At 64.5% G+C, this 26,745-nt stretch carries 26 protein-coding genes; 6 read left to right on the top strand and 20 right to left on the bottom strand.

Translation table 11 applies throughout. The features are described from left to right. Positions 1-11: 11 nt before the first annotated feature. From LB524_RS11725 to LB524_RS11765, 9 genes are all read right to left on the bottom strand, one after another. Positions 12-896, bottom strand: coding sequence for an MBL fold metallo-hydrolase (locus LB524_RS11725; protein WP_224526425.1), 885 nt, complete (start codon positions 894-896; stop codon positions 12-14). 238 nt (positions 897-1,134) lie between these two features. After that, positions 1,135-1,605, bottom strand: coding sequence for a DUF2231 domain-containing protein (locus tag LB524_RS11730; protein ID WP_015315484.1), 471 nt, complete (start codon positions 1,603-1,605; stop codon positions 1,135-1,137). A gap of 267 nt (positions 1,606-1,872) precedes the next feature. Continuing rightward, positions 1,873-2,226: a cupin domain-containing protein gene (locus tag LB524_RS11735; protein ID WP_015315483.1), complete on the bottom strand. Its 354-nt coding sequence runs from the start codon at positions 2,224-2,226 to the stop codon at positions 1,873-1,875. Between the two features lie 125 nt (positions 2,227-2,351). Further along, the gene (locus tag LB524_RS11740; protein ID WP_140712809.1) at positions 2,352-3,245 is read right to left on the bottom strand and encodes a sugar phosphate isomerase/epimerase family protein; all 894 of its coding nucleotides are present in this window, start codon (positions 3,243-3,245) and stop codon (positions 2,352-2,354) included. A 111-nt stretch (positions 3,246-3,356) separates the two neighbouring features. Further along, positions 3,357-4,295 (bottom strand): ABC transporter substrate-binding protein, encoded by a 939-nt coding sequence (locus tag LB524_RS11745; RefSeq protein WP_015315481.1) that lies wholly within the window; start codon positions 4,293-4,295, stop codon positions 3,357-3,359. An 80-nt stretch (positions 4,296-4,375) separates the two neighbouring features. After that, positions 4,376-5,374, bottom strand: coding sequence for an ABC transporter permease subunit (locus LB524_RS11750; RefSeq protein WP_140712807.1), 999 nt, complete (start codon positions 5,372-5,374; stop codon positions 4,376-4,378). Next, the gene (locus LB524_RS11755; RefSeq protein WP_224526427.1) at positions 5,371-6,915 is read right to left on the bottom strand and encodes a sugar ABC transporter ATP-binding protein; all 1,545 of its coding nucleotides are present in this window, start codon (positions 6,913-6,915) and stop codon (positions 5,371-5,373) included. Before LB524_RS11755 ends, LB524_RS11750 begins: the two co-directional genes overlap by 4 nt. After that, positions 6,912-8,291, bottom strand: coding sequence for an FGGY-family carbohydrate kinase (locus tag LB524_RS11760; protein ID WP_224526430.1), 1,380 nt, complete (start codon positions 8,289-8,291; stop codon positions 6,912-6,914). Before LB524_RS11760 ends, LB524_RS11755 begins: the two co-directional genes overlap by 4 nt. Further along, positions 8,288-9,070, bottom strand: a complete 783-nt coding sequence (locus LB524_RS11765; protein WP_015315477.1) for a DeoR/GlpR family DNA-binding transcription regulator — start codon at positions 9,068-9,070, stop codon at positions 8,288-8,290. The genes LB524_RS11760 and LB524_RS11765 overlap by 4 nt, the downstream gene beginning before the upstream one ends. A gap of 179 nt (positions 9,071-9,249) precedes the next feature. On the opposite strand from LB524_RS11765, the gene LB524_RS11770 reads away from it, so the two are divergent. From LB524_RS11770 to LB524_RS11780, 3 genes are read left to right on the top strand one after another with little or no spacing between them, the layout of a single operon-like run. Then, positions 9,250-10,290, top strand: a complete 1,041-nt coding sequence (locus tag LB524_RS11770; protein WP_224526433.1) for a class II aldolase/adducin family protein — start codon at positions 9,250-9,252, stop codon at positions 10,288-10,290. Between the two features lie 15 nt (positions 10,291-10,305). Continuing rightward, positions 10,306-11,580, top strand: coding sequence for an FGGY-family carbohydrate kinase (locus LB524_RS11775; RefSeq protein WP_224526437.1), 1,275 nt, complete (start codon positions 10,306-10,308; stop codon positions 11,578-11,580). After that, on the top strand, positions 11,577-12,428 hold the full coding sequence (locus tag LB524_RS11780; protein ID WP_224526440.1) for a TIGR01459 family HAD-type hydrolase: 852 nt from the start codon (positions 11,577-11,579) through the stop codon (positions 12,426-12,428). The genes LB524_RS11775 and LB524_RS11780 overlap by 4 nt, the downstream gene beginning before the upstream one ends. Here the strand turns inward: LB524_RS11780 and LB524_RS11785 are convergent. Beyond that, complete coding sequence (locus LB524_RS11785) at positions 12,415-13,434, bottom strand: sugar-binding transcriptional regulator (RefSeq protein WP_051041246.1); 1,020 nt, start codon at positions 13,432-13,434, stop codon at positions 12,415-12,417. The two genes, LB524_RS11780 and LB524_RS11785, sit on opposite strands and share 14 nt — an antisense overlap. A 172-nt stretch (positions 13,435-13,606) precedes the next feature. Between LB524_RS11785 and LB524_RS11790 the strand changes: the two genes are divergently transcribed. Continuing rightward, positions 13,607-14,407 (top strand): hypothetical protein, encoded by an 801-nt coding sequence (locus LB524_RS11790; protein WP_140824000.1) that lies wholly within the window; start codon positions 13,607-13,609, stop codon positions 14,405-14,407. 22 nt (positions 14,408-14,429) lie between these two features. Here LB524_RS11790 and ptsP read toward each other — a convergent pair whose 3' ends face one another. From ptsP to LB524_RS11815, 5 genes are read right to left on the bottom strand one after another with little or no spacing between them, the layout of a single operon-like run. Continuing rightward, positions 14,430-16,415, bottom strand: coding sequence for a phosphoenolpyruvate--protein phosphotransferase (gene ptsP / locus LB524_RS11795; protein ID WP_224526443.1), 1,986 nt, complete (start codon positions 16,413-16,415; stop codon positions 14,430-14,432). Between the two features lie 56 nt (positions 16,416-16,471). Continuing rightward, entirely contained in the window at positions 16,472-16,852 is a 381-nt protein-coding gene (locus tag LB524_RS11800) for a PTS glucitol/sorbitol transporter subunit IIA (RefSeq protein WP_224526445.1), read from the bottom strand. A 26-nt stretch (positions 16,853-16,878) separates the two neighbouring features. Beyond that, positions 16,879-17,877: a PTS glucitol/sorbitol transporter subunit IIB gene (locus LB524_RS11805; RefSeq protein ID WP_224526448.1), complete on the bottom strand. Its 999-nt coding sequence runs from the start codon at positions 17,875-17,877 to the stop codon at positions 16,879-16,881. Between the two features lie 16 nt (positions 17,878-17,893). Then, the gene (locus LB524_RS11810) at positions 17,894-18,661 is read right to left on the bottom strand and encodes a PTS glucitol/sorbitol transporter subunit IIC (RefSeq protein WP_015315468.1); all 768 of its coding nucleotides are present in this window, start codon (positions 18,659-18,661) and stop codon (positions 17,894-17,896) included. Between the two features lie 53 nt (positions 18,662-18,714). Beyond that, a complete protein-coding gene (locus LB524_RS11815) occupies positions 18,715-19,152 on the bottom strand; it encodes a transcriptional regulator GutM (protein WP_015315467.1) in 438 nt (145 codons plus the stop codon). A 192-nt stretch (positions 19,153-19,344) separates the two neighbouring features. Between LB524_RS11815 and LB524_RS11820 the strand changes: the two genes are divergently transcribed. Together LB524_RS11820 and LB524_RS11825 are read left to right on the top strand one after the other, a co-directional pair. Further along, positions 19,345-19,986, top strand: coding sequence for a hypothetical protein (locus tag LB524_RS11820; protein WP_224526451.1), 642 nt, complete (start codon positions 19,345-19,347; stop codon positions 19,984-19,986). 107 nt (positions 19,987-20,093) lie between these two features. After that, positions 20,094-20,768, top strand: a complete 675-nt coding sequence (locus LB524_RS11825) for an HAD family hydrolase (RefSeq protein WP_140712791.1) — start codon at positions 20,094-20,096, stop codon at positions 20,766-20,768. A 10-nt stretch (positions 20,769-20,778) separates the two neighbouring features. Here LB524_RS11825 and LB524_RS11830 read toward each other — a convergent pair whose 3' ends face one another. The 5 genes from LB524_RS11830 to LB524_RS11850 all read right to left on the bottom strand — a co-directional run bounded on the left by LB524_RS11830 (position 20,779) and on the right by LB524_RS11850 (position 26,710). Next, positions 20,779-21,912 (bottom strand): DUF930 domain-containing protein, encoded by a 1,134-nt coding sequence (locus tag LB524_RS11830; RefSeq protein WP_140720172.1) that lies wholly within the window; start codon positions 21,910-21,912, stop codon positions 20,779-20,781. Between the two features lie 109 nt (positions 21,913-22,021). Beyond that, positions 22,022-22,777, bottom strand: a complete 756-nt coding sequence (locus LB524_RS11835) for a 5'/3'-nucleotidase SurE (RefSeq protein ID WP_224526454.1) — start codon at positions 22,775-22,777, stop codon at positions 22,022-22,024. Next, positions 22,774-23,940, bottom strand: a complete 1,167-nt coding sequence (locus LB524_RS11840) for an MBL fold metallo-hydrolase (protein WP_224526752.1) — start codon at positions 23,938-23,940, stop codon at positions 22,774-22,776. The genes LB524_RS11835 and LB524_RS11840 overlap by 4 nt, the downstream gene beginning before the upstream one ends. After that, on the bottom strand, positions 23,940-25,019 hold the full coding sequence (locus tag LB524_RS11845; protein WP_015315461.1) for an ABC transporter ATP-binding protein: 1,080 nt from the start codon (positions 25,017-25,019) through the stop codon (positions 23,940-23,942). Before LB524_RS11845 ends, LB524_RS11840 begins: the two co-directional genes overlap by 1 nt. Then, a complete protein-coding gene (locus LB524_RS11850) occupies positions 25,007-26,710 on the bottom strand; it encodes an ABC transporter permease (protein ID WP_224526457.1) in 1,704 nt (567 codons plus the stop codon). Before LB524_RS11850 ends, LB524_RS11845 begins: the two co-directional genes overlap by 13 nt. Between the last annotated feature and the right edge of the window lie 35 nt (positions 26,711-26,745).

A 26,745-nucleotide genomic window follows, 5' to 3' on the forward strand; every position in this document is an offset into this window, starting at 1 on the left:
TGGAATCAATCCTACTTGGGCTTGTCGCTCGGCGTCCATTTGAAGTGGTCGCCGTCTTTCTCGATCTGCCCAATACCGGGGAACGGAAAGTGCGGTGCGAAGATCATCTCGTGGTCCTTGGCCAGCGTGGCCAAGGTCTTGGCCCTGTTCTGCTCACCTTCCGGCTTGTCGCCGTCGAAGGCCACGGCCCAGTCCGGCTTGGCGAGCGAGATGATTGAGCTGTGCACCGTGTCGCCAATATCGAACAGCCGTTCTTTTCCGGACTTTATCTGATAGCCGACATGACCGGGTGTGTGTCCCTTGAGCGCTACCGAGGTGATGCCAGGCGCGACCTGGGCGCCGGCCTTGAACGGTTTCACATGGTCGGCGATGACCTTGACGATATCGGCCGCATCCTTGTTGGACTTGGCAAAATCCCACTCCACGTCAGACATCCTTATCGTGGCGTTGGGAAAAGCCAGTTTGTCGTCCTTGACCAGCCCTCCAATGTGGTCGGGATGAGAATGGGTGATCAATATCTCGCTGACGTCAGCGGGTTTGATGCCGGCCTTGGCTAGGCTGTCCTGCAGCGCGCCGCCGACACCCGTGTCGATCAACACGACACTGGTCTTCGATTTGACCAGTAGGGCGTCGACGCTCAGCGTGATGGTATCGGTCGGCGCTCCCGCCGCCTTGAGCAGCTCGCCGACTTCCGCGGGGCTGTGATCGAGGCCGAAGGTCTTGCCGTCGTTGGGCTTGACGAACTGGGCGTCGTGCAGGGCGACGATGTCGAGTGTGCCAAGTTTGAATGACTTGGCATCCGGCTGCTGCGCCGGCATCTGCGCCATTGCCAGCCCCTGATGGAGCAGCACCAAAGTCGTTGTGGCCAACAGCCTGGTGGAATTGAACCTTGTCATGCGGGTATCCTCTGGCCGCGGAGGCGCGATCGGTCGGAAGACAGCTGGTGCGGCGGACAATTCCGGGGTCGGGCCGAATTCCGGGGTCGGGCCGATCGCAAATGCGCTAGGGATATAGGTCTCGGGCACGGTCCGGCAATGGCGACCCGTGGCCGATAGCCGCTTGGGCATGGCGCATAGCCCATAGGGCCCTGTTCGTCCTCAAAAGCATCCCGAGCACCGAAGAATAGGCCGCGCCTCAGTGTCGGCTTACTTCGCCGGGACCATCGGCGACGCCCACGCGATGACGGTAGACCATTTCCCAGCCCTTCCAGCCCGTGAACAGAAGAATGAGAACCACGATCAGCGAGAGGACCAGGCCGGTGGGTACCACCGCCGTCTCGCCATGGGCATAGCGAGAGTACCAGTTGTAGAGTTCGATCAGGACGACGAGCACATTGCCGCCGGCGTGGAGCCACGCGTCACGCAAATTGCGGATTTGAACATCGCCGAGGACATCGGTCAGCCCGGCAAGAGCTGCCAAGGCGGCCATTATCAGGCCCGCCCCAAGCAGCCAGAGACTGGCGCTCACCCATCCCGGATTGCCTGTTCGCCAGAAGATCAGGTCGCAAACGAAGGTGGCGACGAAGAAAGCGATCGGGAAGGGGATCAGCATGGGATGGATCGGGTGGCCGCCAATGCTTGCCGTGCTTTGCGGGTTGCGGGCCATGGTAATGCCTCCAAAGGCAGTCGCGCGCGACTGCGGTGCATCTCTGAAAGACAGTGTGACGTAAAACGCCGGCTGCAGCTGAATGTTCCACAACCCAAAGCGGCAGAGCTCCGACGCGGAAAGGCGCGCGGGAACAAACCGGTCAGGTGGCGGAGCTGGTTGAGTGAAGTCGTGGGCGCATAGCTTGCCGTAATAGGCGCAAAGCAATCCGTACTTACCCGCCATGGCGAATCATGGCGGGCTTGCTTCGGCTGTGATCGGGCCGGCTCAGCCGACCCGCACGACAAAATGCTTGGTCACCGGCTCGATGATCTTCCAGGTGCCCTTGAAATCGGCTTCCACCACGAAGGCGTCGCCGGGGCCGACCTCGACCGGCGTGCCGCCGTCGGGCGTGATGATGATGCGGCCGGCGATCATGTGCACGAACTCATAATCGGTGTAGGTCGCATGATAGGTGCCTGGCGACGCACGCCAGGTTCCCGATATCACCTTGCCATCCGAAGTCGTGTGCTGGACGGCGGTCTGCATGGTCGGTTGGCCCTCGACCGCGATCCAGCCAGGCAGATCGCCAGCTTCCGCGTGCTCGACCGCGCCGAATTTCAGGATGGTCTTGTTCGTCATGCCGGGCTCCGTTTGCTTCATGTGTGCTGCGGGTCGGATAGCCGATGCACATGACGGGGGCAATGCCGTGCCATGCGAAACAGGCACGGCCGCACATTCGGGCTGACCGGCGCGAGCTGGAGTGGTTATGGCTTGTGCCGTGCCGAGACCAGCTCTGCCTTGCGTTGCGCCGTTTCCAGCCCAAGGCCGATGAAGGCACGCGCGTGCTTGGCGAGCGCCATGTTGTCGGTCCACAGATTGCGCCAGATCGCCGTCTTCTTCGACAGGTTCTCGTCGACAATCTCCGAGGAGAAGGATTCGAAGCTGAGATCGTCGGCATAGCCGATTGCGGTCAGCGCATCGAAAATCCCCGCGAAATCGATGTTGCCGGTGCCGAGGAAGCCGCGATGGCTCTCGCCGATATGGACATAGCCGATCTTGGCGGCGGCGTGGCGGATGGCGAGCCCGACATCGGCTTCCTCGATGTTCATGTGGAACGTGTCGAGATGCAGGAAGATGTTGTCCGACCCCGTGTCCTCGATGAAGGCCAACCCTTGCGCGGCGGTGTTGAGCAGGTTGCTTTCGAAGCGGTTGACGATTTCGAGGTTGAGCGTGACGCCGGCTGCCTTCGCCGTCTCGGCGACCTTTGCCAGCGTTGCCGCGCTGCGGTTCCATTGATCGCGTGTCGGTGCCTCGATCTGCAGGCCATGGCTGGTCGAAAGAATGCCGGCGACCTTGCTGCCGCCAAGGTCGCGCGTCAGCGCGACGGTGTCGCTGAGGATCTCGACGCCGCGCGCGGCGATCGCCTTGTCGGCGCTCGAAATATCGCCGTCACCAGGCAATCCGATGCTGATCGCGACGCCGAGACCAAGATCGGCGATGCGTTTGGCAAGCCCGTCAATATCGACATTGGCGGGGTCGAGATAAGAGAATTCGATCAGGTCGAAACCGGCCTCCCTGGTATTGGCCAGCGTGCGTTCGAGTTCGCCCTGCGCCGAGCTTGCCGACCAGACGAAGGAATGGATTCCGATGCGCGACATGATCGTCTCCGGTTAAAGCAATTCTCCGTCCGGAATTGCGTAAAACAAAGAGTTAAGCGGCGAGGAGAATGGTGCGGCCGGATCGCTCCGGCCGCACCGGCCTTGGGAGGCTTAGCGGGCCGCGGTCCAGCCCTTGTAGTCCTTCAGGTTCTCGGCCGTGATCAGCTTCGGGTCGAGCAGTACGGTGGCCTCAGCCGGCTTCTTGCCGGCGAGCAGGTCGGCCGCCATGGTGAGCGACTGGCCGGCCATCACATAGGGATCCTGCGAGGCCGAGGCCTTGATCATCGATTTGCCGGAAGAAAGTTCCTTCTCGATATCCGGCGCCCCGTCGACCGCGGTGAAGATGAACTCCGAACGGTTGAGCTGCTTGGCGGCGAGCTCCGCGCCGATCGCCGTCGGATCGTTGATTGCGAACACCGCGTCGATCTTGTCGAAACGGGTGAGCAGCGACTGGAACACTTTCAAGCCGCCATCGCGGGAGCCTTCGGCGTTCTGGTCGTCGGACAGGATCTTGATGTCGGGATGCTGGGCAAGCACGTTCTTGCAGCCTTTCACCCGTTCCAGGATCGACGACGACGCCGGCCCGTTGAGGATGACGTAGTCGCCCTTGCCGCCGGTGTGGTCGACCAGGTATTGGCAGGCTTCCTCGCCGGCCTTGACGTTGTTGGTCATCACCGTGACGTCGGCACCGGGCGCCGAAACGTCGAAGGCCGCGACGATGATGCCGGCGGCCTGCGCCTTCTTCACCGCCGGAGCGATCGCCTTGGCATCGACCGCGTTCAGCATGATCACGTCGACGCCGGCGGCGATGAAGGAATCGACCTGCGAGACCTGCTTGTTGAGGTCGTAGTCGGCCGATACCGACGTCACCTCGACCTTCGGATTGATCTTCCTGGCCGCGTCCTCGATGCCCTTGATGGTGGCGACAAAGAAGGGGTTGCCGAGCAGGCCGACCGAGATGCCGACCTTGTTGAGGTCCTTGGCCGATGCCGGCGCGATGGCGACGGCCGCAAGGGCGGCGCCGCAGAGCAGTTTGGCGATGGTCTTCATTACGCTTACTTCCTCCTGATGCCCCGCGCCTCTCACGGTGCGTTACACAAGCCGGTCGTTGATGCCGGCGACTAGGTCACTCACGTTCTTGCCCCTGCCTGGAGCCGGTAGCGGTCGAGGGCGACCGCCACGATGATGACCAATCCCTTGATGATGTACTGCCAGATGTCAGAGACACCGGCCAAGATGAGGCCGTTGGAGAGCACCGCGATGATCAGGCCGCCGATCAGCGTGCCCCAGATCGAGCCGACGCCGCCGACGAAACTGGTGCCGCCGAGAATGACGGCGGCGATGGCGTCGAGTTCGTAGCTTTGCCCGAGCTGCAGGCCGTTGGCGGCGTAGAGCCTTGCCGCCGACATGGCGCCGCCAAGGCCGGCCAGCAGGCCGGAAACGCCATAGACGAAGAGCAGCACCAGCGGCACCTTGATGCCGGTCAGTCGAGCTGCCTCGGCGTTGCCGCCGACGGCATAAATCCAGGTGCCGAGCACCGTCCGCTTCAGCACCAGCCAGGACAGCACCACCACCGACAGGGCAATGACGACGAGCCAGGGAATGCCGAGTACCGAGCCGTTGCCGATGAAGTCGAACGGCAGGTCGGAGTTGAACACCGTCGTGTCCTGCCCGAGCAGGCGGGCAATGCCGCGCACGGCTGTCAGCGAACCCAGCGTGACGATAAACGGCGGAAGCCTGATATAGGCGATGAGCAGCCCGTTGATGAGCCCGAAGCCGAGCCCCGCCAGAATGGCCGCCGGCACGCCGAGCAGGCCCCAGTCCGGCACCAGCGACACCAGCACCGCCACCATCGCGGCCGCTGCGAGGATAGAGCCGACCGACAGGTCGATGCCGCCGGTCAGGATGACGAATGTCATGCCGGCGGCAAGCACGATGTTGATCGACGATTGCTGCGTGACGATGAGCAGGTTGGTGCCGGTGAGGAAGCGCGGGTTGATGAACTGGAAGCCGGCCGCCAGCAGCACCAGCACGGGCAGCATGCCAAGGGCGGCAAGCGTGGTGCGCAGCCGCCGGCTCCTGACCGCCGCCTGATCCGCACTCTTCGTCGCGGTCGTCCTGTCTGTCATCGCTGAGACGCTCCCGTCGCAAGTTCCATGATCGCTTCCTGACGAAGCGGCTCGCCTTCGGATGCCGTCACCTCGCCTGATATGGCGCCGTCGCGCATCACCAGCACGCGGTCGGCGACGCCGATCACCTCGGGCAATTCGCTTGATATCATCAGGATGGCGATGCCCCGGTTGGCGAGATTGTCGATCAGCCGATAGATTTCCGACTTGGCCCCGACATCGACGCCGCGGGTCGGCTCGTCGAGGATGACGACCTTCGGCTCGGTCTCCAGAAGGCGCGCGAGCAGCACCTTCTGCTGGTTGCCGCCCGACAGCGAGCCGGCATTGGCCTGCGCCGAGTTGGTGCGGATCGACAGGTCGGCGATGGCCTTTGCCGCACGCCTGTCGGCGGCCGTGAAATCGCGAAGGCCGCCGGCTCGCGCGTCCCTGACAAGTACGCCCATGCTGATGTTGTCCGAAATGGACATATCGAGGAACAGGCCGAGTTCCTTGCGGTCCTCGGTGAGGTAAGCGATGCCGGCATCGAGCGCCTCGCGCGGCGAGCCGATGGTTATGGGCTTGCCATCGAGCTCCATCGTGCCGGCGCTGCGTTTGTCGGCGCCGAAGATCAGCCGGGCAAGCTCCGTGCGGCCCGAGCCGACGAGGCCGGCCAATGCCAGCACCTCGCCGTGATGAAGATCGAACGAACAGTTCTTCAGCAGATGCGCGTCGGACATGCCGCGCACCGAGAGCGCGATGGCGCGTTTTCCGTCTGGAGGGCGATGATCCTTCTTGTAAAAGGCGGAAAGATCGCGGCCGACCATCATCGACACTAGGCGCGAGGCATTGAGGTCGGCGCGCTCGAGCGTACCGACATAGCCGCTGTCGCGCAGCACGCTGACGCGGTCGGCAAGTTGGTAGACCTCTTCCATGCGATGGCTGATGTAGATGATGGCGATGCCTTGCGCCTTCAGCGTCGCGATCACCTCGAACAGGCGGTCGGTCTCGCGCGAGGTGAGCGATGTGGTCGGCTCGTCCATGACGATGATGCGCGCATTGGTCGACAGCGCCCGGGCGATCTCGACCAGCTGGCGCTCGCCGAGCGACAGGCCGAAGACCAAAGCGCGCGCCGAGAAAGAGACGCCGAGCCGGCCGACGATCTCGGTCGCGCGCCGGTTGCACTGGTCGCGGTCGACGATGCCGAAACGGCGCGGCTCGTTGCCGAGGAAGATGTTCTGCGCCACGGTCAGATTGGGCGCCAACGACAGTTCCTGATAGATCACCGCGATGCCGGCAGCACGCGCCTTGATCGGATCGCCCGTCGCGGCGGGCGCGCCATCGATCAGGATCTCGCCGCCGGGATCCGGCCGATAGGCGCCGGACAGCACCTTCATCAGCGTCGACTTGCCGGCGCCGTTCTCGCCCATCAGCGCATGCAGCTCGCCGGCGTGGACGCTGAGCGAGACGTCCTGCAGGGCACGGATCGCGCCGAAGGTCTTCGAGATGTGGCGCATCTCCAGCACCGGCTGGCGCGTAGCCTGCGTCCGCACCGCCGCGCTCATCGTGCACCACCCGCCGCCTTGGCGGCGGCACCATGCCCGGCAATGAGATCGCGCCAGGCATCGCGATAGCCGGCAAGCCCGCCGAATCGTGTCGCCTGCACCGGCTCCGGCGGCTCGGCGGCAAAGTCGCGCCCCACGCTCTCGAAGGCGAGCGCGGCGGCACCCGTGGCGCTGCCTTCGAGCGAAGCACCTTGCAGGAAACCCTGGCCGGGACGCAGCTGCGCCAGCAGCCCGGCGAGCAAGCCGCCAGTGTTCAGCCCGCCATCGACGATGACGGTATTGTCGGAATGGATGAGGTCGAGGCAGAGATCGATCATCAGCGCCACATAGAGCAGCGCCACGGCAGCGCGTTCACCGGCATCGGGCGTGCGCCCGGCCAACCGGCCGGGGCGATCCGGCATCGGCCCGCCCGCCGCGAAGCTCGGAAGCGCCATGAGGCCGGCATCGATCGCCTGTTGGATCGAGCGATGCGGGATCGCGCCTTGCCAGTCGCAGCTTATGACGGCGAATTCGCGCCCGCCCATGAAGCGGATGGTCGGCACTGGACCACCGTCGACATCGACATTGACCAGCATGTCGCGCTCACGGTCGAGCGCTTCGAGCGGACAGTCGGGGTTGAGCACGACGACCCAGGTGCCGGTCGACACGACAGTCAGCGGGCCGAGCTCCTGGCGTCGATAGGCATGCAGCGCCGCATTGGAGTCGTGAACGCCGTTGTGGATGGCGACCGGGCGCCCGGCACCACCGAAGCGCTGCTCGCCGATGACGGCGCCGGCACGTTCGAAAGCCGGCATCTGGCCACGCCAGCCCTCGGCGTCGACCAGCGAGGAGAAATCACGTTTGCGCGGGGCCCACAAATGCGAATGGCAGCCGAGATAGGAGACCTCGCAGACCGGCCGGCCGCCAAGGCGCCAGCTCCAGTATTGGGGATAGCCGAGGATCCATTTCGCCGCCGCGAACGCGTCGGGATCGACTTCCTGCAGCCATAGCATGTGACGGCCATAGTTGAAGCCGAGCGGCAGGCGGGGAGAGAACGTCTCGCCGAAATCCGGGATGCGGCGGTCGATCCGTGCGGCAATTTCGGCCGGTGGCTCCTGTTCGTAGTCGAGGATCGGATGGGTCAGCGCCTTGTCGTCGACAAGAGCGAAGGTACAGCCATGGCCCGACACCATCACCCCTTCGACACCATGGTTTTCGACCGCGTCGGCGACGGCACCGAACGCCCAGTTATGGAGGGCGGCCTCGTCGAGCACGCTGAAGCCGCCTTGGCGCGCCCATTTCGGTTGCGTCCGGCGCTCGTCGAGAATGCGTCCGTCCTGGCCGAAGACGAACAGCTTCGAATTGGTCTTGCCGAAGTCGAGAACTGCCACGTTCACGCGAGGGCTCCCGAGGTTGAAGCGATCCGCACCATGACGCCGGCATCCTCCAGCATGCGCGCATCGGCATCAGAGAGCCCGTCATCGGTCACCAGCGTGCCGATGCGCGACAGCGGCAGCGCGACGTTGCGCGCGTGGATCGACAGCTTGCGGCTGTCGGCCAGCACCACGATCTGGTCGGCGCACAGGCTGAGCTCGACGATGGACCGCACCAGCAGCGGATGCGATTCCAGCAGCCCTTCCTGGTTGAGCCCTTGCGTGCCGAGAAAGAATTTCGAGGCATAGAAGGACGTCGCCTGGGTCGGCGAATGTATGATGCCGGGTTCACGGTGCAGGTCGCCGCCGGCAACCGTCAGGCTGCAATGGCCATGGTCGCTGAGATAGGCCGCGAGCGGCATCGAATTGGTGTAGAGCCGGATGTTGCGGTCGGCGAGCTTGACGCCGAGATGGAAGCAGGTCGAGCCGCCATGGACGATGACCGCGTCGCCATCGCGCACCATGGTCGCGGCGACCGCCGCGATCTGCCGTTTGGCTTCGACGGCAAGGTCGCGGTTCTCGTCATAGGGCCGGGCATAGGCGACGCCCGCATGCGAGGCGCCATCGAGCGCCGAAATGCCGCCATAGACCTTGCGGGCCTCACCGGCCTCGTCGATCCGGTCGATATCGCGCCTGACCGTCGCCGCCGAAACGCCGAGCCTCTCCTGCAACTCGCGCACGGAGGCAAACGGACGATCCCGCAGCAATTCGACGATCTGACGCTGGCGGCCGAGGTCGCTCAACCTTTCCTCCCTGACGCCATTTCTATGGCAATTGGTGCAACTTACTCAACATTAGTTGGATTGCAAGCTGCTTTTGACGATAGTAGATCACTATTGACGCAGATCACTCACATCTGCGATACCAACGCCAACACCGGTCCCGACGACGGGATTTTGTGCAAGCGTTGGAGAAAAGGGCCATGGCAACCCAAGCTGATGCACAGGAACTGGCTGCCTTGCGGGCGCTTTCGGCCAGCATCGGGCTGAACCCGCATATGACGCAGGCGGCGGGCGGAAACACCTCGCTGAAGGCCGGCGACACGCTGTGGATCAAGGCTTCGGGCACCTGGCTGAAGGACGCGCTCAGCGACGACATCATGGTGCCGGTGGCGATGGCGCCGTTGCTGGAGGCCGTCGACCGGCGCGACCCGGCCGCCGACAAGCCACAGGCTTTCGCCATCGAAGACCTCAATCCGCGTGGCCTGCGTCCGTCGATCGAGACCACGGTGCATGCCTTGATGCCGCAACGCGTGGTTCTGCACGTCCACTGCGTCGACACGATTTCGCTGGCCGTGCAAGCCGATGGCGAGGCCGAGGTCGCCAAGCGGCTGGGCGGCATCGAATGGGCCTGGGTGCCCTATTTCCGGCCGGGCCTGCCGCTCGCCCGTGGCATTGCCGAGAGATTGCGACCCGGCGTCGACATACTGATCCTTGGCAATCACGGACTGGTGGTCGCCGCGGAAACCGTCCCCGACGCACAGGCCTTGCTGCACCGCGTCCGGTCGCTGCTGGCGCGGCCGGCGCGCGCGACCGCCGCACCCGACATCGCCGCCCTGACGACGCTAGCCGGCGACTACCGGTTACCGGCGGATATCGAAGCGCATGCTGTCGCGATCGATGCGGAAAGCCTGCACATGGCCGAGGCCGGCAGCCTCTATCCGGACCATGTCATATTCCTTGGCCAGGGCTCGGTCCTGGCGAGGCCGGGCGAGGACGTGGCCGGCGTCGTCGCGCGGCTCGGCGCGGCGCCACCGGCGATCCTGTTTCCCGGCGCCGGCGTGCTGATGCGCGGCGACGCCAGCGCCGGTGCCGACGCCATGCAGCGTTGCCTGGCCGACGTGACCGCGCGCGTCGATGGCAAGGCGCGGCTGAACTATCTCACGGCCGCCGAGAATGACGAACTGGTCAACTGGGACGCCGAGCAATATCGCCAGAAGCTCAACGCCGCCGGCACGGCCTGACAAGGAACGGACGACATGACGCCACTTGTCGTCGGCATCGACATCGGCACCTCCGGCGCCCGCGCGGTCGCCATGCGCCGGGATTTTTCCATTGCCGCCCAATCTGCCGTGCCTCTCGACAGGTTCGGCCCGAACCCCCGCGATCCCCGCACATGGTGGCAAGCGGTCCAGGCGGCGCTGGCCGGGCTGCTTTCAAGCATAGACCGTGCCACGGTCCGCGCCATCGCCGTCGACGGCACATCGGGCACGCTGCTGCCGGTCGACACTGATGGGCGGCCCCTGGCCGAGCCGCTGATGTACAACGACAAGGTCGATGACGGAGACATCCTGGCCATCGTCGCCCGCGAGGCGCCGGAAACGAGCGCCGCCCACGGGCCGACTTCAGGCCTCGCCAAGGCGCTCCGATTCCAGCGTCTGCCCGGCATGGCGGCCGTGCTCCACCAGGCCGACTGGATCGCCGGCAACCTGTCCGGACGCTTCGACGTCAGCGACGAGAACAATGCGCTCAAGACCGGCTATGACGTCGAGGCCCGCCGCTGGCCGGATTGGATCGCGGCCACCGGCATGCGCATGAATTTACTGCCTGATGTCGTCGAGCCGGGCGAGGTCAGCGGCACGCTTACCACGGCCGCCGCCGCGCTTTTCGGCCTGCCGCGCGATGTGGTTGTGGTTGCCGGCACCACGGACGGCTGCGCCTCATTCCTGGCGACGGGCGCTGCGGCAGCCGGCGACGGCGTCACCGCATTGGGTTCCTCGCTGACCATCAAGATCCTGTCCGACCGGCCGATCTCGGCGCCGCGCTTCGGCATCTACAGCCATCGTCTTGGCGACACCTGGCTGGCCGGCGGCGCATCGAATTCCGGTGGCAAGGTGCTGGCGCGGCATTTTCCGCTCGCGCGGATCATCGAGCTCAGTGCCATGATCGACCCCGCAACTGAGACCGGCCTCGACTATTATCCACTCGCCACATCGGGCGAACGCTTCCCGATCGCCGATCCGGCGCTCCCCCCGCGCCTCGTCCCGCGCCCGGCGGATGATGCCGACTATCTCAAGGCGATGTTCGAAGGCATGGCCGCGATCGAAGCGCTCGGCTATCGCCGGCTTGGCGAGCTCGGCGCGCCGGCGCTGACTTCGGTGCGCAGCGTCGGCGGCGGCGCGGCAAATCCGGCGTGGAGCGCGATCCGGCAGCGTAAGCTCGGCGTTGCGTTCTTGCCGGCTTTGTCGGACGAGGCCGCTGCCGGAGCGGCGCGCCTGGCGTTGAAGGGTGCGAACGAGGCGGGGCTGCTATGAGCGGGAAACTGGCTGAACGCCTCGACGGCATCGGACCGCTGGAGGAGCGCTACCAGGTCTTCCTGGTCGACCAGTTCGGCGTGCTGCATGACGGCTCGGCCCCCTATCCCGGTGCGGTGGTGGCCTTGGCGGCACTGAAGCGCGCCGGAAAGACCGTGGTGCTGGTCTCCAACTCCGGCAGGCGCGCCAAGCCCAACGAAGACCGTTTGCTGAGGCTCGGCTTCGAGCCCGGAAGCTGGGATCATTTCGTTTCCTCCGGCGAGGTGGCGTGGCGATCCTTCCACGAAATGGCGGCGACTGGAGCGTTGCGGCCCGGCACGAACTGCCTGTTGATCAGCCGCGATAATGACCGCACAGCGATCGAGGGCCTGCCTTTTGTATTGACCGGAACCGGCGATACCGCCAACCTGGTACTGATCGCGGCCAGCGAGGGCGACCGCTACGACCTCGAGCATTATCGCCGCTTGCTGGCCCCGGCGGCGGCGCGAAAAGTGCCATGCTTCTGCACCAATCCCGACAAGATCATGCTGACGGCGGTCGGGCCCCGCTTCGGCGCCGGCGAGATCGCCGATCTTTACGAGACCCTGGGCGGCAGCGTCACCCGCATCGGCAAGCCCGGCCCGGCGATCTTCGAAGCGGCGCTCGCGCTCGCCGGCGAACCAAAGCGCGGCAGCGTGGTCTGCGTCGGCGACAGCGTCGAACACGATATTGCAGGCGGCAATGGCGTCGGCATCGCGACGGCACTGGTGATGGGTGGGATATTGGCCGACACGCCTGACCTCGCCGCTGTCTTCGATGAGCATAAGGCCTGGCCGGACTATACGATGGGGTCCTTCAGCTTTCGCTGACCGCCGCCAGAATCCGCCTTGCACTCTCCTCGTCGGTGATCAGGATTGTGGGCGCAATCAGGTTCATTGCGCCGAGCAGGGCGTCGGTCTTCTCCGCGCCGCCGGAGGTCAGAATGCGGATTGGCGCCTTGCGCAGCCGGTCGACATCCACCGACATCACATGGTTGTTGACGGGATGATCGACCAGATCGCCATTGCGGTCGTAGAAGTGGAACAGGAGGTCCCCGACGGCGCCGCGCGCCAGCAGCGCCTCCCGGTCCGCTTCCCTGAGGAAGCCGCCGCGCGAGAAGGTGGTGGCCGAAGCGATCCCGCCGACACTCAGCAGAACGGCGTCGAGCGCGTCGGCCATTTCAAAAACCTCCTGCAGGCCGCAGCGTTCGATCAGCGCGATCTTGGTCTCGACGCTGTCGACGACGGCTGGCGTCGGCATCAGATAGCCGTCGCCCTGGAAGATCTGGGCGAAGCGCCAGGCGAACTCGGCCGGGTTGACCCGGCGCGCGACGCCGACGCCGCCAAGCAGCGAAATCACCTTGAAATCGGTCAGCGATTTGGCGCTGATGAACGGCAAGGTGTGGAACAGCGTATTGCCCCAGCCGACACCGACCTGCATGCCGGATTTCATAGCGTCGGACAGGAACATGCCGGTCTTGGCGGCTATTGCCGGGATCGGATCGGCACTGGCCGCTGTCAGCGGCGCCACCAGCGCCTGCTGGAGGCCGAAGGTCTTTTCCAGCGCGCGCTCCAGCCGCACGATCTCCAGAAGCTCGCTCTCGATGGTGATCTTGACCTCGTTGCGCGACCGCGCCTCCGCCAGCATGCGCACGATGGTGACGCGGCCGACGCCGAGCACATCGGCGATCTCGTTCTGCGTCATCTGCTCGACGAAATACATCCAGGCGGCGCGGATCCTGAGGCGGTCCGTGCGGCTCTCGCTGACGATCTGCTCGGTCGCTTCCGCTCCTGCCCGCCTTTCGTCGGTCCGCCTTTCCTCGGGCCGTCTTTCCACGATTTGTCGTCCCCTGGCCAATCATCCCTCCCCCGCGGCGGACGAGTGCGCCGTCGCCGATTCTGCATGCTGGTCTAGTATCGCCTATTGATCTACCAATCGATAGGAACAATGTAGAGTCGGTGGTGCCCGTCGCAGGTGGCGCCGCACGGCACATTCGAGGCTAACCGCGATGCTCCGACAAATCTCCGAAGATGTCCGCGTCAACCTCAAGGACCGGCTGCGGGAAGTCCGCGACATCATCCGCCAGAGCCGCCATGACGGCGCCAGCGAGGCCAGCCTGCTGCGCGAAGCAACCAGCCATCTGCCGCCATTTCCCGGCAAAGGCATCGAAGGCCTGCTCAGCCACGCCGCGAGTGCCGTCGACGAAGCGCTGTCGATCGCCGAATCCTTCGTCCCGCACGAGCGCCCGATAAGAGTGGACGGAACGACCGTAAAAGGCCTCGCCACCTATTTCCCGGCCGGTGACGAAGACCAGCAATTGAGCGCCGAGCGCCTGTTCCGGCGCGACATGTACTATCTGACCAAGGCAGTGCTTGCCGGGCTGAAGATCGACCACGCCCGTATCCATGAAGCCGGTTTCGCCGCCGTCCACGCGGCCATGCGCAAGCGCCATGGCGAATTGTTGGCTGCGCTGGCCGCGCCGGGTGCCGGACTGCAGGCCATCGCGGCCATCTGCGCGGCACTGCTGGTCGAGTTGCGCAACCAGCGTCCGGTCCGCTTTGGCGAAGCCGCGCCGGAAGCGAGCGCTGCCGGCGGCCAGGCGCTCGACATAAGCTGCCTGGCGCCGGTCGTCCTGGCCTGCGGCCTGGCGACCACCGGTCGTGACGGCGCGCCGGAGCCCGACATGCTGGAAATCGCGATTCTGGCGGCCGACATACGTCATGAGCGCATTGCCCAAGCCTGCGCCAAGGCGAGCCCGGTCGATGAATTGGCACCTGTGTTCGCCACCTTGCTTGCGCATCTGCCGTAAGCTCCGGCGGCGATTGCGGGAACTACTCCCCCGCTGCCATCGCCGTGATCGTCTTCTTGGCGCGCTGGATCGAGGCCGGGCTCATCGACAGCTCGGTCAGGCCCATCTCCAGGAAGGCCGGAATGAGATCCGGCCGGCCCGCCGCTTCGCCGCACATGCCGACCATGATGCCGGCGGCGACGCCGGCCTTGGCCGTCAGCCCGATCGCCGACATGACCGCCGGATTGGTGACGTCGTTGAGCTTCGCAACGGTCGGGTTGAGCCGATCGGCCGCCATGATGTACTGGGTCAGGTCGTTGGTGCCGATCGAGAAGAAAGCTACTTCCTTGGCCAGTGCCGGGGCGATCAGCACGGCGGCCGGGGTTTCGATCATCACGCCGAGATCGAACGTCGCATGCGGCACGCCTTCGGCCTTGAGTTCGGCGGCGCATTCGGCGACAAGAACGCGCGTCTGCCGCACCTCGCCAAGATCGGAGACCATCGGCAGCATCACCTTGATGTTGCCGTGCACGGCCGCCCTCAGCAGCGCCCTGAGCTGGCGCTTGAAGATATCGGGCCGGTCGAGGCACATGCGGATGCCGCGCCAACCGAGGAAGGGGTTCTCCTCGTCGGGGAACTCGATGCCGGCAATCGGCTTGTCGCCGCCGATGTCGAGCGTGCGCACGATGACCGGATAGGGTGCGAAGGCCTTGGCCAGCGCCGCATAGGTCTCGGCCTGCATGTCCTCCGACGGAAGGTGCATATGGCGCATGAACAGGAGCTCGGTGCGGAACAGGCCGACACCCATGGCGCCGGCCTCTTGCGCTGCCTCGATCTCTTCCAGCGAGCCGATATTGGCCGCGACCTCGATGACCCTGCCGTCCGCCAGCTTCGGCGTCACCGTCTTGAAAGCCGCAAGGCCGGCACGCTCCTTCGCCGCCGCTTGGACACGACCGGCGAAATCGGCGCGCGTCGCCGCATCGGGGTCGATGATCACCTGGCCGCTGTTGCCGTCGAGCGCCACCTCTTGTGCCGTGCGCAAGAGGTGGATCCGGTCGCCAAGGCCGAGCACCGCCGGAATGCCATGCGAGCGGGCGATGATGGCGATGTGCGAGGTGGCGCCGCCATGGCCGCACACCACGCCGCCGATGCGTTTCAGCGGCGCCCGCGCCAGATCCCAGGCGCCGATATCGTCGGCGATCAGGATCGCACCTTGCGGGATGTTTTCGAGACTGACGTCGTCCTGGCCAAGCAGCACCAGGCTGATCTGCCGTCCGACCGCATGGACATCGTCCGCCCGCGCATTGAGATAATGATCGTCGACGGCGCTGAAATCGGCGGCGATGGTGGAGGCGGCGGTGATCGTGGCCGAGACCGCGTCATTGCCGCCCCTGATTGCCTTCTCGGCCTCGCCGGTCAGGCTGTCGTCGGCGGCGATATCCCTCAGCGCCGCGACGATGCCCCGGTCACCGGCCGACAGACTGTCCTGCGCCAAGGCCCGGTCCATGCGGGCCTGGACGGCGGCGACGGCGGTGCGAAACCTGTCGATCTCGCCGGCGATCTCATCGGCCTGCAGCATGCGGCCCTGCCCGGCGATGTCGGGCGGGAAATGTGCAAAAGCCGGCCCGATGGCGACGCCCTCGCTTGCGGCGACACCGCGCAAACCACTGCTTGCTTCGCCTGATGCAGCCGGCGCGGACCGTGGCGCTGGCGCGAGTGCCGCTTCCTTGCCCTGGTCATTGGCTGGAGCGTGGGTGTCTTCGTCGTCGAGACCCGCCTTGGGGTTCTCGAGATAGCCGATCAGCGCCTCGATCGCCTCGATGGCGTCGGCGCCGTTCGCCCGCACAGTGACTTCCTGGTTTTCCTTGACCGCCAGCAGCATCAGCTTGACCGAACTCTTGGCACTGACCGCCTTGCCGTCCTTGACCAGTTCGACGTCGGATTCGAAAGCCTTGGCGAGCTTGACGAAGCGCGTGGCGGGACGGGCGTGCAAACCTTCATGCACTCTGACGATGGTCGAGCGTTCCATGGCAAATACTCTGCTTTTTTGGGCGCCAAAGCCAGACTGGCTGGGCGCGAATGCTTTCAGGCGGCGATGGTGATGATCGCGTCTGTCTTCAGCGCAGCCACGAGGGCTTGCGTATCGACCTGCGATGCGCAGATCTCGCCCGGCCTTTCGGCCTCGCTGGCGCCGTTGAACGAGATGACGACGTGGCCCATCTCGAGCACCTTGCTCCAGGCGCTGGAGCCGACGGCGGTTATGACAGCCGAAACCGGGCCAAGGGTGATCGACGCGCCCTTTTCAGGCGCGCCGTCGCTGGGTCCGATCTCGGCCTTGTGGAGCACCGAGACCTCGGCAAGCTCCGGTGGGGAGCCATCCGCGAACAGGATGACCACGCCGCCCTCGGCGAGGTCCGCCACTTCGGGTCCTATTGCCGTGACCCGCGTCTTGAGAAGAACCGACATATGGCGAACCTCGTTATTTCTGCTGTTTAGAACACGATCAGGGAGACGACCCAGGCGATCAGCACCGAGACCGGACCCATGATCTGGCGGCTGATGAGCACCGCCGGCACGCCGATTTCGATGGTTTTCGGCTTGGCTTCACCCAGTGCGAGGCCGACGGGAACGAAGTCGCAGCCCACCTGGGTGTTGTAGGCAAACAGAGCCGGCAGCGCCATCGCCGGAGAGATCGTGCCGTTGGCAATCTGCGGGCCGATGATGGCGACGCCGATAACCTGCGCGATGACAGCGCCTGGGCCCAGGATGGGCGACAGGAACGGCAGGCCGCAAATGGCCGAGATGATCAGCAGGCCGACGATATTGTTGGCCAGCGGACCCATCGGCTGCGCCAGCACGTCACCGACGCCGGTATACAGGATCAGGCCGATGAGCATGGTCACGAAGGCCATGAACGGCAGCACGTTGCGGATGACCTGATCGATGGTGCGGCGGCCGGCATTGAAGAAGATGCCGACGACACGACCCATGACGCGGCCGATCGTGCTGATGAAACCGATCAGGCCACCCTCGCTGGGCAGCGCCGTCGGCGTTGCTGTGTTGTTGGTCGAACTCATCGATGCTGCTCCCCCTGCAGTCGTGACCGCCTCGGACCCGTCCGCCATTGTGACGTCGGCCGGCTTGACGCCCGAAACGTAGATATCCTCGGTGATGAACTGGGCGAGCGGCCCGGACTGTCCGACCGGCGTCAGGTTGACGGTCGGGATACGCTTGCGCGGATAGACACCGCATCGTGCGGTGCCGCCGCAGTCGACGACGACAACCGCCATTTCGCTTTCTATCGGCGGCGCCTTGAAGCCGTCGACGGCTTCAGCGCCGGTCATATCGGCGATGAGCTGCGCCACCGGATGAATGCCGCCACCGGTGACGGAAACAACCTTGCTGCGCTGTTCGGTCGGCTCGATTACAAGCGGACCGCCCCACCCTGTTTTGCCGCGGGTGATCCGTACGGCTTTGTATGTCTTGGCCATGATGTCCTCCCCGCCCTTACAGCTCGACGCCCTGGCGGCGTGCCATGATGGCGGTGATGCGCTCGGTCAGCATGCCCTTGAGCAGGATGACGACGAGGCCGACGATGGCGTACCAGATGGCAACCTTGACATGGTAGCCGGCGGCGATGACGCCCCGCTTCTCGAGATCGAGCAAGGCCACGAGCATGCCTCCCCAGACGAAATATTCGCCAGGGTTGATGTGCGGAAAGAGGCCGAGCGGCGGATGCACGTAGGATACGGCCGCGTCATAGAAGGCCGGCTTGTGCTTTTCTTCCAGGAACGAGCCGAAGGTGTAAGCCATCGGGTTGGTGAGGAAGAACACCGCCAGCAGCGGCAGCACGGTGTAGCGGGTCAGCGCGATGCGGCCAGCGCCACGCGCCAGACCGTGGACCCGCTCTTCGCCGACCAGTTCAGTGACGGCGTAAAAGGCGGTCATCAGCACCACAAGCGTCGGGATGATGCCGGTGACAAAGCCAGCGAAAACCTCGCCGCCCTTCTGGAAAATGCCGATGAAGTACTTGCCTATCGCAGTGAGCCAGCCAAGCTGCTCTTCCTGCTGCACGTTTTTCAGCTGTTCCTTCAGCTGATCGGCGGTGACCGGCCCGCTGTCGGTCTGCGCCTGCGCCAGGACCACGAGATGATCGGAAGCATGCTCGACGGCGAGCCTGCCATGCAATGCAGCATCCGAGACCATGGCACCCGCGACATGCAAATTGTGCACGGCCATGTCGGCATGCTGCGCCAACAACGAAAATACAGACATTTCTCCTCCTTATGCCGGCCCGCCGGTTGATCCCAGTCGGCGCACGGCCTCCTCTATGCCCTTGCTACATTCAAGCCGGCCAAACCCGGCTTCTTCCCCGGCTCCGACCGTGCTTTGTCGATCTGTTCGATCGCCCGCTTCACGGCCTCGGCCACACCGGGTTCCCCCTCCCCCATGATCGCAGGGTTGGACCGGAGTCGATCGAGGGGAACGCCCTCGAATTCTTCATGTCGCTTGAATTTGGTGAACACGGAACGGCCGCTCATCACCATCATGCGGCGCACGATCAAGTCGGGCGTAACCACGACCAGCGCGATCGTTCCCTTGGCAAATCGGCCGCGAAAATTGCCGGCTCCGACGAAACCGTCCTTGTACTGGTCGGTGACGCCCCGGAAGACATCCGAATAGTGCCGCATCTGCAGCCAGACGCCGAGCGACTGCAACGCCCACACAATAACCAGCAGAAGCAGTCCCCACTGCCAAATCGCCATTCGGTTCTCCTCCCGAAGCCTCAGTCGAGGCGCACCTTGGACCGGCGCACGACAACAGCAAAGTGAGAACATTTGTTTCCGCGAATGTCAATATGTATGATATTGACCTCAACCACGGTCATCCACAGGGCCGCCGCGCGATTACGGCGGGGGCACGACTGTGCTAACCTGTGGGGAAACGGGATACAGGAAATGGAACTGCCCTTCAGGGATGAACTGGCCCTCATGCCCGACCTGCGCCACCGGCTGCGGCAGTTGCGCTGGTTCCGCGCCACCTTCCGCGGCAGCGCCAAGGTGGTCTCGGACACATTCGGCGTACGCTTCGAAATCGACGAGGCGAAGCTGACCCGGGCTTTTCTCGACTGGGTCGAGGTCATGGAAGCGCAGAAGCGCTTTGCCGCGATCGACCGCGCCGATTTCATCGTCTTTGCCGCCGGCCTCGTGCTGCGCGAACTGATAAAACAGGCGCCGGCAAGGGAAATCACCGGCCTCACCCAGCTCATCGAAACGGATCAGAATGCCGGCACGCTGGACATCATCCGTTTCTGGCCGGAAGGCTTTCTCTACACCAACTACTGTGTCTCGGTGGTTTCGGCGATCTACGAGCAGGAGTTTGGCTCGGCGCCCAGTATCGACAAATGCGCCGACGACCTGCGCACCTGGTGGTCCTATCGCGAGAACGTCACCGAAATACCGGCCTATGCCGTGGCTTTCCTCGACCGCTTCCTGGGGGCGGAACCGAATTGGATCACGCCCGATCGCGCACAGTCGCGGCAGGCCATGCAGCGGGCGCTGGGGTCCTCCCGCGCCAGCGACGTCTTGCGCCAGCTTTGAATCGGCCTCTATCACCTCTATCCACGAGGCCGAGCGTGCCTGCTATTGAACATTTGACTTTTTGTCGATAGCGATGTGCGAATTCTGACAGAGGCCGGGAGAAACGCGTGGCGCCGTCAAGACTGATCATTTTCGATTGCGACGGCGTTCTCGTCGACAGCGAGCCGCTGGCCGCCAAGGCCTATGAACGTGTCTACGATAAGCATGGCATGCCGGGCGTTCACGGCGGCATCATCGCCCAGTGCGTCGGCATGAAACAGGCCGACATCATCGTCAGGATCAAGGAGTTGACCGGCCATCAGTTTCCCGCGTCGGCCGACGGCGATATCTGGGCCGAGACCAAGGTGCTTTTCACCGAAGAGTTGAAGCCAACGCCTGGAATAGGCTCGTTTCTGGAAACGCTTGCCGGCGACCGCTGCGTTGCCTCCTCGTCCTCCATCGAGCGTATAAACCACAGCCTGGCGGTGACCGGACTGGCACGCTTCTTCGGCGATGCGATCTACAGTTCCTCGATGGTCAAGAACGGCAAGCCGGCGCCGGACATCTTCCTTTTCGCGGCTGCCAGGATGGGCGCCAAACCAGCCGACTGCATCGTCATCGAGGACTCGCCTTTCGGCATCCAGGGCGCGGTTGCCGCCGGCATGACGGCGATCGGCTATACCGGCGGCGGCCATACTTATGCCGAGCATGCCGCACGGCTGACGGCGGCCGGCGCCGATTTCGTCTGCGCCGACTGGCAAGAAGTCAGCCGGCAATTGGCTGGACTTGGTGTGCCAGCCTAAGTGGCAGAGGCTAAAGAGGATGGTTTGGCGGCCATTCGCTGCGTGGAATCTCGGAGCCGACACGGAAGCCGAACGACAGGACCCTGGTCGCATCGGCATCCACCTCGCATCGGAAGCTCAGTTGGTACCATGTGGTTGTCGTGCTGAAGGCCGCTTCGGGGCGGTCGAGAACATTGCCGGCTTTCAGCGGAATCGTCGGCAGCCATTTGGGAGAATAGTCGGCACCCTGCAGCTCCTGGTCCAGCACGTTGGCGCAAAGGGTCGCAACGCGCTGACTGCGAGGTACGCCGCTCATGGAACTCGTGGCCAACGCGTCGCCGGTAGCGCCCTGCGAGTAGAGTTTCCGAACCCCCGGAAGACCGGAATACATTGGTGATCCAGCACCTGCGTCGTTCGTGGAATTTGAGGCGGTGGCTTTTCCGGCCCGGGACTTCAGGGCTTTTTCAGACTTGAACTTCATCGTCTTGACGACTTTGGTCTTGGGCTTTTCGGTCGCGGCCCCGGTCTTGGCGTCGCTCTCGGCTGGCGACGGCTTTGGCTCTACGGCTGCTTGCTGATCGGAAGCTTTTGGCGCAGCCTGCTGTTTATCAGCGTCTTCCGTGACCTGCTTTTCCTCGCTCGGCGTGGGCTTGGTGACGGTCGGCTCGGTTGGCGGATTCTCATCGGCTTTGCTTGCATCAGGCCGCTGCTCCGCGTTTGCCGTCGCTGCAGGCTTGTTCTCGGCGGACTTGGGCACGACCGGAGGCTTCGAGGCGTCATCCTTTGCAGGCGACGGCGCATTGTCCTTGGCCGCCCCCCCATCCAGGGATTTCTTCGGTCCTGTATCTTTATCGCCATACTGAAAAACGCGCTTCAAAGCGGTGTCTTCAGGTTGTTTGCGCGGCTGTTCGGGTGGTTTTTCAACCTTCTGCTCGGGGGGTTTATCAGCCTTTGGTTCCGGCGGCTTCTCGGCTTTGAGCGGCTGCGGTTTTGGCTTGTCGGGCGGAGGCACGAGCGCGACGCTTATCGGTTGCTCCTGCTGCGGCTCTTGAGAGGCTTTTGACAGGCCATAGATGAAGAACGATGCGACAAGCGCATGCAGGACCAGCGATGTGGCCAAGGCCCACAGCAGATTCCGGCGCCATTCGCGTGTCTCATCCTTCATCTCTTCCGATGTGGAATGAAATAGCGGCGGCTTCAAGCATAAGCACCGGATTGACGCCATTTAGCCGCTGACAGCTTGGTGATCTGGAGGATGCCGCGCAGGAGATCGGCTAGCTTTGCCGCCAGCGTGGGATTCCGTCCAGAAATCCGTCGTCCAGCCGCGTTTCCCCAAACCAGTTCAGCCGGTTGATGCTGACGAAACCCGCATCGATCGCGGCGTTTTCATCCCCCGGTTCGCTTGCATGGGCTCGGCCACGCGGCACCGTAATGATCGTGCGATCCCCGTCGGTTTCCACCACCTCGGCCGTGCGGCCGATCTTGTCACGGCCGATGCGCGGCTGGCGAATTTCGGCCGGCAGCGCGGTCGGCAGGTTGACGCTCAGCCAATGGCCCTCTGTCGCCCACTCGGCGCGCGATTGCCAGAGCGAGGCGAGCAGCTTGCCAAGCCATTCGTCGTCGGCAACGCCGAAGTCAGGATTTTTCACGCGCGAAAAGCCGATCGCCGGTACGCCCCAGAAACTCGCTTCGCGGGCAATACCCAGCGTGCCGGAATAGGCGATATCCTCGGCGACGTTGCGGCCGTCATTGATGCCCGACAATACGAGGTCAGGCTTCGGTTCATCGGCGAATAGCCAAGTCATGGCGCTCACCACGCAATCGGCGGGCGTGCCCGAGCACGCATACCAGTTCGGCTTGACGCGCCGCATCGTCAGCGGCCCGGCGATGGTCAGCGACGAGCCGGCGGCGGTGCGCTTGCCGTCCGGCGCGACCACCCAGACATCGTCGTTCAACCCGAGGGCGGCATTGACGAGACGGGCAAGACCCGGCGCTTCGATGCCGTCATCGTTGCAGATCAGGATTCTCATGATGCGCTTCCTTGCCCCACCGTGATGCGTTGGCCGGTACGGCATTGCGTGAGCAACGACGGAATATGGCTCTTCAAGTCGCCAAGAAGATCGGGGGCGCAGGAATGGCCCAGCGCCCTGGGGCGTCCCGCCTTCTCCCAGATGCCGACATTGCCCGACAGTGTCGGGTGGGTGGGCATGCGTATCCAGTCCGCCCGGCCGGCCTTGTGCATGAGATCGGCCGGAGAGCCCAAAGGCAGATGCCCGGTGAGCAACACCGGAAATCCGGCATCGTCGGCGCGAGGCAAAAGGCGCGACGACGGGCCAGCCTCGCCCATGCCGTCATCGGCCAGCAATGGCAGTAATGGCAGCGGGTCGGCATCGCTCCAGTCGGCCGCGTTCCGCAGGCGGGCAAGCAAAAGCTCGGAAATGCCCGGCAACAGGGACGCGGTCGCGCCGATCTGCGCTTCCAGCGACGAACGCATGCCGGCATGGACGGCGAACGACCCCGGCAAGGCCGCGATCAGTTCCAGCGATCGGCCAGACAGCGGCGTCGGCAAGAGGCATCCCTGCGGATGCCGCGCCACCCATTCGGAAATTTCCTGCGCCCGGGCAGCCCCCGGCATGGGATCCGCGCCGTAGGAGGCATCGAGGACCAGGAGATCGCAATGCGGGATCGTGTCCATGACGAACACATTGCTGTCAGGCACCACATCGGCCGAATAGGCGATGCGGCTTGTCCCGTCGTCGACGGCGAACCAGACCCCGCCGACGACATGACCTGAACGTCCCGTGCTGACTACGAAATTGCCGCTAGTGAGTGTGTCGCCTGGTTCGAAGAGTTCGATGCGGTTTTCAGGCAAGGGAAATCGCCTGAAATCCTCCGGCTCGGCATAGGCGGCAAGCGTGGCCGGCGCCTCGGCACGGGTCTCCGCCGTCATGAAGATCGGGCCGCTATAGCCCCGCGACAACAGCCAGCTCAGCGCGCCGACATGATCCTCATGGGCATGTGAAACAAAAACAGCATCGATGTCGTCGCTCGACCCGTTGAGCGCTGGATAGTATTCCGCCCCGGAAGCGCCGACCTTGATGCCGACATCGAGCAGGATGCGATCGTCGCCGCTGTTGACGGCGAGGCTGGTGCGGCCCTTTTCTCCGAAGCCGCCGGCAAGGTCCAGCATCATCACGAGGCCGTCCCCGCCGCCGGGATCAGCCAGCCGGATTTTATGCGCAGACGCGCTTGCGCCCCGTTCTCCAGCGCAACCGGGTCGGGCTGCTCGAAATGCAAGGTGAGGTCGGGACCAGCGGTCGGCGCGAATTCAATCCGCGCCGCGCCGCCCTGGTAGATCGCCCGCTTGACGAGACCATCGAAGCCCGAGGCATCGGCCGAAAGCTCGATATCGGCGGAGCGGCAGCAGATCTTGGCGCCGGCGCGCGGCCGCTCGCCAGGCCGGCAACGGACCACCAGCTCGGTTCCGAGAACCCGGACCTTGCAATGGCCGTTGTCCTCGCTGGCCAACACGTCCGCCGGAAGCAGAATGCCTTGCGAAATGAAGGAGGCGACCATTTCATTTGCCGGCTTATGATAGAGTTCACGCGGGGTGGCGAGCTGCGCCAAGCGTCCATGGTCCATCACCGCGATGCGGTCGGCCAGCGCCATCGCCTCGGCCTGGTCATGGGTTATGTAGACGATGGTCGTGCCGGTGCGCTTGTGGAAGGCGGCGAACTCGTCCTCCATCGAGGCCCTGAGATGGACGTCGAGATTGGCGAGCGGCTCGTCGAACAGCACCAGCGAAGGTGTCGCCACCAGGCAACGCGCCAAGGCCACCCGCTGGCGCTGGCCGCCGGAAAGATTGGCGGGCCGGCGCTCGCCCAGACCCTGAAGATTGACAAGGGCGAGCGCGTCTTCCACTTTTTGGCGCGCAACCGCCTTGTCGAGCTTGGCCACCTTCAGCGCATAGCCGATATTCTCGGCGACGCTCATATGCGGCCACAGCGCATAATTCTGGAAGACGATGCCGACGCGCCGCTTTTCCGGCGCGACGCTGCCGCCGCTGTTCGACACGACATCGCTGCCGATGCGGATTTCGCCCGAGGTCACCTTTTCGAAACCGGCGACCAGCCGCAGCAATGTCGTCTTGCCACAGCCGGAGGGGCCGAGCACCGCCAGAAACTCGCCGTCGGCGACGTCGATCGAGACATCCTTCACGGCGTCGAAATCGGCGAAGCTCTTGGTCACATGGTCCAGGGTCAATCGCGCCATGGCAGAACTCCGCTCGGAAGATGAGGGGCAAGCAGGTTGGTCACCAGCATCAGCACGAAGGTGACCGCGACCGTGATGACCGACATCGCCGCCGCGTAGTTGGAATCGCCGCCCTGCTCGAAGGAAAACATGACAACGCCGATGGTCTCGGAACCCGACGACCACAGCAGCGCCGAGACGGTGAGTTCGCTGAGGGCCGTCATGAAGATCAGCAGGCCGCCGGCGATCGCCGCCGGCGCGACCAGCGGAAAGACGATGGTGCGCATGCGCGTGAACAGGCCGGCGCCCGCCACCTGTGCAGCTTCTTCGAGTGCCCGGTCGATCTGGTGATAGCCGCTGATGGTCGGCCGCAAGGCCAGTACCAGGAAGCGGGCGAGATAGGCATAGAGGATGATCCAGACGGTGTTGTAGAGCTGGACGCCGGTCAGCGGGATGGGGCGCAGGAACAAGAGCAGCGAGGCGATCGCCAGCACCACGCCGGGCAAAGCATACGGCAGTTCGACTGAAAGATTAAGCAGCCGCACCCAGCGCTGCTTGCCCCAAGCGATGAGATAGCCGATCGGCACGGCGACGAGGACCGCGAAGAAAGCGGCAGCGATCGACAGCCAGAAACTGTTGAAGAAGGCGCGGCTGGCGGCATCATGCTCGAACAGCACGAAACGGTAATTGTCGAGCGTCGCCGTCTTGGCGGTGAGCGCGATGCCGTAGCCCGGCACCAGCGAGGTCAGCACCAGCCCGAACAGCGGCAGGACCAGCACCAGCACGATGAACAGCCACATGCCGGCCTGGACGACCGGCCGCCAGCGGCCCAGTTCATAAGGTTCGGCCGGCAGCGATGTCGAGGAGATGCGGTAGTCGCGGCGGCGGCTCATCACCTCCTGGGCAAGAATGCCGGCCATGGCGATGATGCCGATCAGCACCGACAGGAACGCGGTCTCGCCGAGTACCGCCGGCCCCCCGCCGGCCAGCTTCTGATAGATGAGCGTCGGCAGCACCAGGTAGTTGGCGGGGATGCCGAGAAAGGCCGGAATGCCGAAATTGCCGACGCAGGAGACGAAGGCAAGCGCGGCCGCCGCCATGATCGACGGCGTCATCAAGGGCAGCACGATGGTGATCAGTACGGTGAACCAATTCGCACCGCCGGCGCGCGCCGCCTCGACTAGTTCGCGCGGCAGCTTGCGCAGGCCTGCACGCACCAGCAGGAAGACCAGCGGCCCGTATTGGACGCCAAGCAGCAGGATGATGCCCGAGGTCGAGTAGAGCGGGTTTTTCGTGCCGAGCGGCGGCGCCGCTCCGAAAAGCTTGAGGAATGGGCTGGCAGGGCCGAACAGTTGCAGCCAGGCCAGCGCCGTCACCTGCGGCGCGATCATCAGCGGCATGACGTAGCAGAGCACCAGGGCGCTTCGGCCGCGTATGTCGGTCAGCGAGACAAGCACGGCCACCAGCGTTCCCGACAGCACCGCCAGAAGAGTGCCGCCGATGCCGACGACCAGTGTATGCCATGTCGCGATCCAGGTTGCCGGGCTTCTCAGCCCGGCCTCCACGGCCACCGTCGACAAGACACCGCCGGGTGCCACGATCTCCTTGACGAGGCGCAGCATGGGCAGCAGCGAAAGCAGGACGATGACGACGGCCACCACCGCCGTCAGGACCATTTCCTGGCCCCGGCTCTCCCTGATACGTGTCGGCATGATTGCGTTTCCTGGGATCGGTCAGCGGGGCGGCC

The sequence above is a fragment of the Mesorhizobium sp. ESP6-5 genome, from assembly GCF_020164695.1.
Taxonomy (GTDB): Bacteria; Pseudomonadota; Alphaproteobacteria; order Rhizobiales; family Rhizobiaceae; genus Mesorhizobium; species Mesorhizobium australicum.